Raw genomic sequence first — 12,510 nt, forward strand, 5'->3', positions numbered from 1 at the left:
AAAAAACCAAGATTTTTAATCTGACTCTGTCAATAAAATATTTTTATATTTAATTGTAATACTAAGGATAAACATTTTTTATTGATAAGTATTTCTCTTAACTCTTATTTATCCTCACTCTCTTTTGCTAATTTATCTGCCATTTGCTTTGTTAAAGTAATTAATTCGGTGGGAACTAACATTACAGTAGTAGTGTTATTTTCTGCACCAATTTCCGTTAAAGTTTGTAAGCGTCTTAATTCTAAAGCAATGGGATTATTAGACATTTGTTGACTTGCTTCTGATAGCATTAAAGACGCTTCTTTTTCCGCAGAGGCTTTGATTAAACGAGATCTTTTTTCTCTTACAGCTTCGGCTTCTTGTGCCATTGCCCGTTGCATTGATTGAGGTATTTCCACATCTTTCATTTCTACTCTTTCAATCACTACACCCCAAGGCTCAGAAATTTCATCTACAATTTCTTGAATTTGAACGTTAATTTTATCTCGGTTACGCAGAATATCATCAAGGATATTTTGACCTAAAACATTGCGCAAAGTAGTCATAGAAGCCTGATAAACGGCTACTTCATAATCTTCTATTTTATTAATGGCACGATCGGGATCTAAGATTCGATAATATAATACAGCATTGACTTTAACCGTTACACTATCAGCGGTGATAGTCTCTTGGGATTTTATATCAACAGTTTTTGTCCGAATATCAATTTTGGCTTTTTGGTCAACTAATGGTATTGTCCAATATAATCCTGGTCCTTTGATGCCATTCATTCTACCCAGTCGAAAAATGACACCTCTTTCATATTCTCGATCTATTTTAAAGCCTGTTAAAAGAAATATTATGACTGGAATTAGTACAGTAAAAATAGCTTCCATAGGTAATGAATAGTGAATAGTGAATAGTGAGAAGACTATTGATTGTTAATTGTTAATTGTTAATTATTAATTATTCTTCTAAGTCGATTTTAACAGGTTTAACATTCCAAATCTCATTACAGTACTCCTGTATCGTACGATCGCTAGAAAACTTAGCCATTCTAGCACTATTAAGAATAGACATTCTCGTCCATTTTTCTTGATTTTGATAAGCCATGGCAACTTGTTTATGACACTCTACATAGGAATGATAATCAGCTAAAAGCATATATTGATCATCATATAAAAGAGAGTCCACAATGGGTTTAAACATTTGAGTATCTCCATAACTGAAATAACCGTCAGCAATACGATCGATGACTTCTCTTAATTCAGCGTTGGTGTCATAATAATACTTAGGATTATAACCATGAGCTTTAGTTTGAGCAACTTCTTCGGCAGTTAAACCAAACAAGAAGAAATTTTCTGCACCAGCTTCTTCCCGAATTTCGATGTTTGCACCGTCTAAAGTACCAATAGTTAACGCACCATTCATGGCAAATTTCATATTACCTGTACCTGAAGCCTCTTTTCCTGCGGTGGAAATTTGTTCGGATACATCGGCGGCAGGATAAATTTTTTGCCCTAAAGAAACGTTAAAGTTAGGTAAAAATACCACTTTTAAGCGTCCTCGAATATCTGGGTCTTTGTTGACTACATCTGCAACACTGTTAATCAATTTGATGATTAATTTCGCCATGAAGTAACCGGGAGCGGCTTTTCCACCAAAAATGAAGGTTTGAGGAGCAATATGTAAATCAGGGTCACGTTTGATGCGATTATAAAGGGTGATAATGTTTAAAACGTCTAGGTGTTGGCGTTTGTACTCATGAATCCGTTTGACTAACACATCAAAAATAGAGTTAACATCAACTTCGATCGCACGTTGTTTAAAGATGTAATCAGCTAATCTCTGTTTATTTGCCTGTTTGATGTCACGCCATTGACGACAAAAATCTGGATCATCTACATACTTCTCGATTTGTTGAATTTGGCTTAAATCTTTTACCCAACCTTCTCCAATTTTGGAGGTGATTAGTTGTGCTAATTTGGGATTGCTTAATACCATCCAACGGCGAGGGGTGACACCATTGGTTTTATTGTAGAATTTTTCAGGCCACAAAAAGGCAAAAGCATTTAAAGTTTCTTGTTTTAAGAGTTGAGTGTGTAATGCGGCAACCCCATTAATAGCATGACTACCAACACAGGCTAAATTTGCCATGCGAACTTTTTTACCGTTTCCTTCTCCGATAATGGATACTGCTGTCAGTAAATCTTCATTATTGGGATACCATGTGCGTACATCGCTAAGGAAATGATGGTTAATTTCATAGATGATTTCTAAGTGACGGGGAAGGAGTTTTTCAAATAAGCTAACATCCCATGTTTCTAAGGCTTCAGGTAGGAGGGTATGGTTAGTATAAGAAAGAGTTTTTTGGGTAATATACCATGAACGATCCCAGTCTAAACCATGTTCATCCACAAATAAACGCATCAATTCGGCAACAGCGATGGCAGGGTGAGTATCGTTAAGTTGAATCGCTATTCTTTCATGGAAGTTATCAAGATTTTTATTATTGCGCAGGTGAACACGAATTAAATCTTGTAAAGATGCAGAAACAAAGAAAAATTGTTGAGCAAGTCTTAATTCTTTTCCTGCGGGAGTGTTATCGTTAGGATAGAGTACTTTAGAGATGGTTTCAGAGTTGATTTTTTCTTCCACAGCTCGATCATAATTACCAGCGTTGAAAGCCTCAAAGTTAAATTCTTCCGATGCTTCCGCTTTCCAGAGACGTAAAGGGTTTACGGTGTTGGTTTTATAACCCGGTACAGGAGTATCATGGGGAATAGCTAAAACCGTGCGTTCGGGTATCCATGAAACACGATAATGTCCTTTACTATCATAATAACCTTGGGTATAGCCTCCCAATTTTACAGGTACTGTTTCATCAGGGCGAGGTAATTCCCAAGGGTTGCCAAATCGTAGCCAGTTATCGGGCATTTCTCCTTGCCAACCATCCCGTAAAAGTTGGAAAAAGATACCAAATTCGTAGCGAATACCGTAACCAACTGCTGGAATTTCTAAACTAGCTAAAGAATCGAGGAAACACGCCGCTAATCGCCCTAAACCGCCATTTCCTAAGCCCGGATCGGGTTCTTGTTCAATTAATTCGCTTAAATCTAAGCCTAATTCTGCGATGACTTTTTCAACTTCTTCATAAATATCAAGGTTTACTAAGTTATTACCTAAATATCTACCCATCAAAAATTCTGCGGAAAAATAACAAACTAATTTTGTTTGGGAATTTTTTTTATAAGTTTCAGTGGTTTTTAAAAAACGGCGTAATAATCTATCTCGGATAGTATAAGCTAAGGCTACGTAGTAGTCGTAATTGGATGCTTGAGTTCGATCAATACCTTGAATATAGAAAAGGTTGTCTAAAAACGCCCGTTTTAGAGTTTCTGGACTCATGCCAGTTCGATCGTCTTCTACTTTAATTGTCGGAGTGCAATATAACTCTGACGCGGTTTCTTGTATCATATTTATTTTCCTTACTCTTTATACTATTTAGGTTATACGATTTTTTTTTCAATCGAGCTTTTTTTTTGTGAATGTGATTTTTCTCTGAAAAAATAATCAAGTTATTTCAAACAGTAGATTCTTCGTGGAAAAAACCCTAATGAATTAACATTAAGGTTTAATTTTATTTATCAATGAAGAAAAATAAAAGACAAAATAAACAAAGTACAAAAATATTTACAACCAAAGTCAGGATATAAATTGGTTTTTCTGATTACTAATGATAACACAAAGCATTTAGTGAATTTACAATCAATTTTTATTCAATATGTGTTTTAAAATAAGTTGAATAACGTCATATTTATACAGCAATTATTAATCATTACCTATCACGGACAAATAGATGACTAATTTTTATTTATTTTCATTTGTGACAAATCCCATAACAGATCCTGTTGCTGTATTTTTGATTATGATGGGAGTATTATTAATTGCCCCGATTTTATTTGAAAAAATTAAACTACCGGGTTTAGTCGGTTTAATTGTAGCAGGTATCGTTATTGGACCTCATGGCATCGGATTATTAGAGAGAGATAAAACGATAATTTTGTTTGGTACAGTAGGATTACTGTTTTTGATGTTTATGGCTGGATTAGAAACTAGCTTAGATGATTTAAAAGAAAATGGGGATAAAGCCACGGTTTTTGGGTTGAGTACTTTTGTAATCCCGATGGTTTTAGGTACAGGAGCAATGTTATTCATCGGTTACGATATTTTAGCAGCAATTTTGGTAGCTTCATGTTTTGCCTCTCACACTCTATTGTCTTTACCGATTGTCAGTAAACGAGGATTGATGCGCACTTCAATGATGACGGTGACATTAGGAGGTACTTTAATTGTCAATATTTTAGCTCTTTTAGTGTTAACCATTGTTGTTAGGGCAAGTGAAGGAGGTTTAACCCTTGGTTTTTGGTTATTTTTAATTCCCGCCCTAGCTATTTATACCTTTGCAACTCTTTTTGGTGTACCTAAATTGGGAAGATGGTTTTTCCGTACTTTTGGACGAGATGAAGGTGTAGAATTTACTTTTGTAGTGTTAACCTTGTTTGTGGTTTCCTATGCCGCCAGATTAATCGATATTGAACCTATTATTGGTGCTTTCTTAGCAGGAATAAGTATTCGTCCGTTAATTCCTCAGTTAAGTCCTCTAATGAATCGTATCCAATTTATTGGTAATACATTATTTATCCCTTTATTTTTACTTTCCGTGGGGATGTTGGTTAATCCTGCTACATTAATACAAGAACCTCAATCATTTGTAGTTTCAGGAGTGATGATCACGGTTGCCATTGTTGCTAAATTTATCCCCGCATGGGGAGTGGGTAAATACTTTAAATTTTCCTTTGCTAATATTATGGTGATGTTTGGCTTATCTGTAGCTCAAGCCGCTTCAACTTTAGCCGCTATTACTGTCGCTTTTCAAATCAAATTAGTTGATGAATTAACCGTTAATGGTACGATCGCAATGATTCTTGTGACTTGTATTTTATCTCCTTGGGTAACAACAAAATGGGCAGATCAAATTAAAACTCAAGAATCTTCAATATCTGAGAATAATGATACTTCAATTTTAGAAACCACTGAAGAAGAAATATCTACATATCGAGTAGTTGTACCTGTATCAAATCCAAATACAGAAGATAATTTATTAAATCTAGCTTTATTATTAGTAAATGCAACGAAAGGAAAACTTTTTCCTTTACATATTCTTACCGATGCGAATGGGGTGATTTCTAAAGGAGAAAAAATCCGTCAAGCACAATTATTAGAAGCGGCAGAAATGATTGCTCATGCTACATCTACAGATGTTAAAAGCATTGCCAGAATAGAAAGTTCTGTAGATCAAGGAATTCTTCATGTATCTCAAGAATCTGACGCTAATCTTATTATTTGTGGTTGGAAAGGTTTTTCCACTTATAAAGACAACTTTTTTGGCGGTATCATTGATAATGTGTTGCAAAAGTCTGTGATTCCTGTTTTAATTACTCGTTTCACTGAGCCAATTAAAACAACTCAACGAGTAGTATTAGCTATCTCTGATTTTCAGTACAAATCTTCTAGTTTTTCTCAAGCATTTAATTTAAGCAAAATTCTTGCTAACGAAATCAATGCTAATTTACACATTCTTCTTGTGTCTTCAAGTAATTCAGGAATCGTAGTTGATAGCCGTTTAACAGGGATTTCTTTTCAACAATTAAAAGGTAATTTTACTCGTAGAGTTTTACAGGAAATGAAGCCTGATGATTTACTGTTGTTGATGTCTATCGGTGATCATAAAGTAGTGGGTACTCCTACATTAGGCTCTATTCCAGAAGCGATCGCTCGTAATTACAGACAGGTATCAATGATGATAATTTGTTTAAAAAGTAGTTAAAAATTCAAATTACTTTGTTTAAAAGTTGTTGTAAATTTTGACAATTTAAATAAATATCTTCTAAACGTGAATCAGGATAAAGTAATTGATGAAAGTGTTTACTACCAATTATTTCTCCTATTAAATAATAATAATCAAGATTAATTAAATTACTCACCAACCAATAACAAGGATAAACATAATTTGGAGCAAAAATTTCGATAACTTTAGTATTAGGTTGACAAAAAACGAGATTACTTAAACCACTACCATGGGAAGAAACAACAATTTCTGCTGTTGATAATAATTCCCCCTGTTTTTTTACTGATAAAAATTCTAAGTTTACAATTTCAAAATTATAATTTAATAAAATATTTACTACTTCATCTTCATTGATTAAACGACGATTACTAGAATTTTTGCGACTAATATATAATCTTTTTCTCTCTTGATTTTGTATATCTTTATTATCTAAAATTTTATTTCGTAAATAATCACAACTCCAAGGAGGCATCCATGCGATCGTACTAGGAAAAGAAGGTACTATTAAATTTTCAGCTTGTATATGTAAAGGGAAAGATAAAGGTAAAATTTTATCGTGAGGAATACCAAATATTTCAAGAGTTTCTTTTTGAAAATTTGTGCGATTATCTACTAAAAAATAGTCTATTTCTCTATAATTAATCTTAGCTAATTCTAATAGTTTTATTCTAGGTAATATATCAAATAACCAATGAAAATAAATATCATTTGCTAATCCTGCCAAAATAATAACTGTGCCCTTTATTAATTGAATAGAAGGTAAAAAATTAGTCTTAAAAATAGAATGATTGCTGGGGTGACTATCAGGATGATTTGGACTTAATGCTGGAGATTCAGGAGAAAGCTCACCAATTATATAATTTTCTTTTGTAATTATGGCACTACTTGCCTCGTCTTCTCGTAAATAAAATCTACCATCTGGAATATTAACTAAAAAAGTTTTTGGTAATTCGATAATTGAAGAAAAATAAAAGCTAGGATGAATATTTTTATCAAGAGTTTTTGGTGGCTTTAACTTTAAGATATTATCTAAATTAAAATCATAATAATTAGTCTTTATTATCTGATTTTTTTCAACAAAGTTTAATGCAGTTTTATGATAGTTATGGGGAGAAGTCACTAAGTTTTTATTATCTTTATCGTTAGATTTTCTATGATTAATCAAATCAAAAATTAATTGACTTTTATGTAAATTTATGCTACTTAATTTATCTAAATAACTAGCTATTTTATCCCTTTGTTGAGTATAAAGTAAACTTAAAATTAAATTATAGTAAATAGACTCTAATTCTAGGTTTTGATTTAAAGCGATTTGATAATAATTAATAGCTAAAAGATAGTTTTTTTGTTGAAACAACAAGTTAGCAATATTAAAAGCAATTCCTTCTTGATTTTGCCTATTTTTTAAGGAATTAACTAAATTTATATTTAATTTAATTACTTCATTATTAATGGATAAGTTTTGAAGATTGTTATGATACCAATCTAAATATTTTTCAAAAAATAATGGTAGATTATCGATTAATTCTGTCCATAACTTTATTGTTAAGTTTAAGTTATTTTCAAGAAGGTAAATATAACCTAATTCCCCATAACTTTGATAAATTTTAGGTTCAATTTTAATAACTTTTAACAATATCTCTTTAGCATCGAAAAAATTATTATTTTTAAGATAACAATAAGCCAAATTTGATAAAATATTCAAGTTATTTTCTTGAATCTTTAAACCTTGACTATAAACTATAATTGCTTTTTCAAATTCATTAATATTTTGCCATAATAAACCTAATTTTTCATAAGTAATAATGAAATTTGGTTTTATAGAAATTAACTCTTCCAAAAAATAAACTGCGTCATCAAAATTACTTTGTTGGCTAAAAAGTTGAGCTAAATTTATATAAGCAAGGATATATTGAGGATTTATTTCTAAAACTTGTTGATATAATTTAATAGCTAAATTAATATTTGTTTGTTCACTTTTTAATTCAGCAATATTAAAAATTAATTCAGCAATAATAGCAAAATCTTCTTCTTCAGCATTGAAGCATAAATCTAATAAAATAGTTTGATAAAATTCTTCATTTCCCTGGCAAAAATAAGCTAATCCTAGATAGGTTTTATATAAATTAATTTCAGAGTTATCAACTAAAATATTCTCAATATATTCAATAGCTTGTTCATATTTTTCTTCTTCAAAAAAACTCTTTATTCTTATTTCATACTCAGAAATATTCATATCAAAATCAATAAAGTTATGATTTGGGTGAATATTATTCACCCCTACCTATTACTTATTCTAATCCGGGTCGAGGCATCGGAAATATTTTTTGCTTATTCAGGTATCGTAGCCAAAAACCACCAATAACTGCAAATATTAAAGATACCCAACCAGTTAATGATTGTAATAATAAGAAGCCACCAATGGATAACATTAATCCAAATAGTAAAAATATAGATGCAACAACTTTAAAACTATCCAATTTTAAATTTTGTAAAGGTTTAACTCCTGTTTTTTCTTGTTGTTTTCGCCAACCAATACCTCCGGGGCGAACTTTTAGATAAAATTTGATCAAGGTTTCTTCTGATTCTGGGGGAGTTAAATACATCGCAGTAATCCAGATAATAGCAGTTAAGCCTGAGATAGTCATTAACCTTAAGCCAAAATCTGTCGGAAAAATATTGAGATTGGGAATGACACTAGTTAAGCCGATAATAAAACCTGCTACCATCGCTGTTAACTCTGCTGTAGCATTAATACGCCACCAATACCAACGTAAAATCAATACTAATCCTGGTCCTGTACCTATAGCAATTACTAAACGAAATACTGTACTAATATCCTTGGCAAAAAAAGCGGCGATCCCACCAATAAGAGTAACTAGAATAGAAGCTATCCTTCCCACTAATACTAATTGATCTTGAGATGCATCAGGTGCAAAAAAGCGGCGGTATAAGTCATTAGTGAGATATGATGCACCCCAATTAATGGAAGTAGAAACTGTACTCATAAAAGCGGCGATAAGAGACGCTACCACTAATCCTAACATCACGGGGGGCAAAAACTCTAACATTAATTTAGGATAGCCTAATTCTGGATCTTCGAGATCAGGATACATAGTAATAGCGACAAGAGCGACGATAATCCAGGGCCAGGTACGAACAATATAATTAAGGATATTAAAAAACCATGCTGCTTTTTCTGCTTCGGCTTCATCTTTTGCGGCGACTAACCGTTGAATAAATTCACCACCGCCATCACTACGGCGAAAACTCCACCATTGTACGAATAAATAAGCGGAAAAAGTGCTAAAAGTAATTCCTGCTACATCACTCCAACGCCAGTTGAATAACCCTTCTCCTTGTGTCAGAGGAATCACTGATAACACATCAATGTCTGTAGCTTTTTGTACTGCTGGAATTAACTCTTGAATACCGCCAACATGATTTACTGCCATTATAGCTACAATCATCGCCCCAAATAAAGCTAGGAAAAATTGAAAAAAGTCAGTTACAACAACTCCCCATAAACCAGAAAAGCCAGAGTAAACTAGAACAAAAATACTAACAGCAATGACACTCCATAACTTACCACTATCTCCCACATTTAAACCAAGACTTTCCCATAATTGCAATGCCGTAACTACTTTTACCATCGCCAACATTGCGTAACCTATGCCAATACAATTAATCGGTACAGCAAATAAAAAACCTTTAGTGCCACGGAGAATTGCCGCTGTTTTGCCTCCATAACGTAACTCAGTTAATTCAGCATCAGTCACCACTTCTGATCTACGCCATAACCGTGCAAAAATATAGATTAGTACAACGTGAGAAATACCAAAACTCCACCATTCCCAATTACCTGCGATACCTCTAGTTGCTACAATACCGCAAATATACAAAGGTGTATCAATAGAAAAGGTCGTAGCCGCCATACTTGTACCAGCTAACCACCATGTCAGCGATCGCCCAGAGACAAAAAAATCTTCCATACTTTTCGATGCTTTTCCGGAAAGATAAACACCAAGAGCCATGGTAATAATTAAATATAGTAGAATAACAATCCAATCAATATTTTGCATAAAATGCGAAGAAATTTAATGGTTAATAATAGTCAAATAGAATTACTATAGTATAAAATTCACTTCCAAATTTAAAAATATAGTTTAAGATTTATAAAGTAATAAATATTCACTTTTAATATTCGTTAGTAAAATTAATTTTAATATTATAAACTTAAGATGAAACTAATTAAATTTTTCTTTAAAAAAATAAAGAGTAACTTGAAAAAAAATAGATTTCAACAATTTATTGTGTTGTTGGGATTAACATTTTTTATATCTATGAATATTTTAAATTTACATTTAGTAAATGCTCAACAAATACCTGATGATTCAAAAGAGGCGATGTTAAGCAAAAATATGTTAAAAATGGAACAAAGATTAGAAAAAGAATATGAAGATTATTTTCAAAGAGATATAGTAAATAGTGAAAAAAGTTCTTTAGAAATTTCTGCTATTTTAGCTAAATTAGATCAACAAACAGGTACTAATTCAGCAGTTATTTGGGTTACGCCTGAAGAAAAGTATCTACATTTAGTCTATTTAACAAAGAGTGGTAAAATTATTGTTAAAGATATTGAAGATGCTTCTTTTAATAAACTTACTCAAACAGTTAAAGATTTTTATACAGAAATTAATCAAATAAATAATCCGATCAATTTAACTCAAGCTCAACAATTATATGAATGGATTATTAAACCTTATCAAGAAGAATTTTTGGATAAAGACAATATCAATAATCTTTTATTTTGTTTAGAAAATGGAGTTAGATTATTACCTTTAGTTGCTTTACATGATGGAAATAATTTTTTAATAGAGAAATATAATATAACTCGTATTCCTGCATTTAATTTAATTATTCCACAGTATCAATCTTTGAAAAATCCTCAAGTTTTAGCGATGGGTGCATCAAATTTCCCTGATCAAGATCCACTTCCTGCCGTAACATTAGAACTCGAAAATATAATGAAAAGATTGCAGAACAATTATCATATATCATCATCTAGATCTAGTGAAGTTTTACTTAATGAAGAATTTACATTGAGTAATATGCAAAAACAATTACAAGGAAATTCTTTTAATATTATTCATTTAGCTACCCATGCTAATTTTAATCAAGGTAATCCTAATAACTCCTATATTCAATTTTGGGATCAAAAATTAACTTTAGATAAAATGGCTAGTTTTCCTTGGCAAACTGCACCTGATTTATTGGTTTTAAGTGCTTGTAATACTGCATTTGGCGATCGTAATGCTGAACTTGGTTTTACAGGAGTTGCTTTACAATCAGGAGTAAAATCCGCTTTAGGTAGTTTATGGAGTGTCAGTGATTTAGGTACTTTTGCACTAATCACTGAATTTTATGAACAACTAATTAATCAATCAGCACAAAATCTCACGAAAACACAAGCATTACGTAAAGCTCAAAATCTATTATTACAAGAAAAAATATATTTTCAAGATAACCGTTTAATCACCCCCCATGGAAATATTGAATTACCTGAGACTTTAGGTTTAAAGGGAAAAATAACTTTATCTCATCCTTTTTATTGGGGGGGATTTACTCTAATAAGTAACCCATGGTAATATGATTGGGAGTCACTGAAAAAGTATTTTTTTATAGAGTAATCATCAGATTAAATCATTAAAAAATATTGGTTTTTAGCTTATAGTCATTTTAAATAAGAATGAAACAGTTTAATAATATTAAAAATTCTCAAAAACCTTGATTTGTGAGCATTATTCATCCTGCATATTTTTTCTAACTGTCTCAGTGTTATTTTAATTAACTATATATTTCAATTAATAACGAATTTGTAAAGTTATAGAAGCTGAAATTTCTTGTTCACCGCCAACAATAGGGCTACTAGGCATATTAGAAACTAATTTATCTGCCATTGCCTCTCTAACTATAGGATTAGGAACATTAGCACCATTAACGTTAATAGTAATAATTTCTTGGGCAGTTAAATTTAAGGCTTTTAAAACCGTTTCTGCTTGTTGTTGTGCATCAAAACTCGCTTTTATTAATGCTTGTTTTTGAGCTTGAGAAATTGCCATTTCTGTTGCGGTTAAACTTACATTATCAATACGAGTTGCTCCTACTTTGACACTATCATCTAATAAACGTCCAACCCCATCAATAGGTAACTCAAAACTAACTAAATTAGTGGCAACATAGCCTGTTAATTCTCGTTGATTGTTATTGTAATTATAATTAGGACGTAATTGAACCCCAGTAGTTTGTAATCTTTGTACATTACTAGATTTTAATAACTCAACTAAAGATGTGGTCCGTTTAGCTACTTCTTGTTGAATTTGAGTTGCATTTTTTCCCTCAATTTCAACTCCTAACTGTACATTCGCAACGGTAGCGGGTATTCGTTCAATTCCTTTACCAGTAACTGTTATGGTTTTTAAAATTGGTTCTTGTGCCAAAACTGGTTGCATGAGAGCTAAACTAACAAAACTAAAAGAAATGAAAATTTTTTGTAGTGGTAAAATGGATAATAACATAAAAATAATATATTAGCGAAAAAGTAAATATAGAGTTTTTGA

Annotated in this window: 7 protein-coding genes; 2 read left to right on the forward strand and 5 right to left on the reverse strand. The window is 31.8% G+C overall.

Going from position 1 to position 12,510, the window contains the following annotated elements; genetic code table 11:
- Window positions 1-104 precede the first annotated feature (104 nt).
- Complete coding sequence (locus GM3708_RS13230) at window positions 105-875, reverse strand: slipin family protein (RefSeq protein ID WP_066347877.1); 771 nt, start codon at window positions 873-875, stop codon at window positions 105-107.
- 70 nt (window positions 876-945) lie between these two features.
- Window positions 946-3,456, reverse strand: coding sequence for a glycogen/starch/alpha-glucan phosphorylase (locus tag GM3708_RS13235; protein ID WP_066347878.1), 2,511 nt, complete (start codon window positions 3,454-3,456; stop codon window positions 946-948).
- A 409-nt stretch (window positions 3,457-3,865) separates the two neighbouring features.
- On the opposite strand from GM3708_RS13235, the gene GM3708_RS13240 reads away from it, so the two are divergent.
- Window positions 3,866-5,869 carry a cation:proton antiporter gene (locus GM3708_RS13240; RefSeq protein WP_231932946.1) on the forward strand — a complete coding sequence of 668 codons (2,004 nt, stop codon included), beginning with the start codon at window positions 3,866-3,868 and terminating at the stop codon, window positions 5,867-5,869.
- Between the two features lie 4 nt (window positions 5,870-5,873).
- On the opposite strand, the gene GM3708_RS13245 is transcribed toward GM3708_RS13240, so the two are convergent.
- Window positions 5,874-8,168 (reverse strand): glycosyltransferase 61 family protein, encoded by a 2,295-nt coding sequence (locus GM3708_RS13245; RefSeq protein ID WP_066347883.1) that lies wholly within the window; start codon window positions 8,166-8,168, stop codon window positions 5,874-5,876.
- Between the two features lie 13 nt (window positions 8,169-8,181).
- Window positions 8,182-9,972, reverse strand: coding sequence for a sodium:solute symporter family protein (locus tag GM3708_RS13250; protein WP_066347885.1), 1,791 nt, complete (start codon window positions 9,970-9,972; stop codon window positions 8,182-8,184).
- 261 nt (window positions 9,973-10,233) lie between these two features.
- Between GM3708_RS13250 and GM3708_RS13255 the strand changes: the two genes are divergently transcribed.
- Window positions 10,234-11,538, forward strand: a complete 1,305-nt coding sequence (locus GM3708_RS13255; RefSeq protein WP_231932948.1) for a CHAT domain-containing protein — start codon at window positions 10,234-10,236, stop codon at window positions 11,536-11,538.
- Between the two features lie 216 nt (window positions 11,539-11,754).
- On the opposite strand, the gene GM3708_RS13260 is transcribed toward GM3708_RS13255, so the two are convergent.
- Complete coding sequence (locus GM3708_RS13260) at window positions 11,755-12,468, reverse strand: SIMPL domain-containing protein (RefSeq protein ID WP_066347887.1); 714 nt, start codon at window positions 12,466-12,468, stop codon at window positions 11,755-11,757.
- Window positions 12,469-12,510 lie beyond the last annotated feature (42 nt).

The sequence above is a fragment of the Geminocystis sp. NIES-3708 genome (genome assembly GCF_001548095.1).
In the GTDB taxonomy this organism is placed as follows: Bacteria; Cyanobacteriota; Cyanobacteriia; order Cyanobacteriales; family Cyanobacteriaceae; genus Geminocystis.

Excerpts from the sequence above, each read along its gene's own strand:
- GM3708_RS13255 (WP_231932948.1), top strand. The coding sequence starts at position 10,234 with ATGAATATTTTAAATTTACATTTAGTAAATGCTCAACAAATACCTGAT.
- GM3708_RS13235 (WP_066347878.1), bottom strand. The coding sequence starts at position 3,456 with ATGATACAAGAAACCGCGTCAGAGTTATATTGCACTCCGACAATTAAA.
- GM3708_RS13260 (WP_066347887.1), bottom strand. The coding sequence starts at position 12,468 with ATGTTATTATCCATTTTACCACTACAAAAAATTTTCATTTCTTTTAGT.
- GM3708_RS13230 (WP_066347877.1), bottom strand. The coding sequence starts at position 875 with ATGGAAGCTATTTTTACTGTACTAATTCCAGTCATAATATTTCTTTTA.
- GM3708_RS13250 (WP_066347885.1), bottom strand. The coding sequence starts at position 9,972 with ATGCAAAATATTGATTGGATTGTTATTCTACTATATTTAATTATTACC.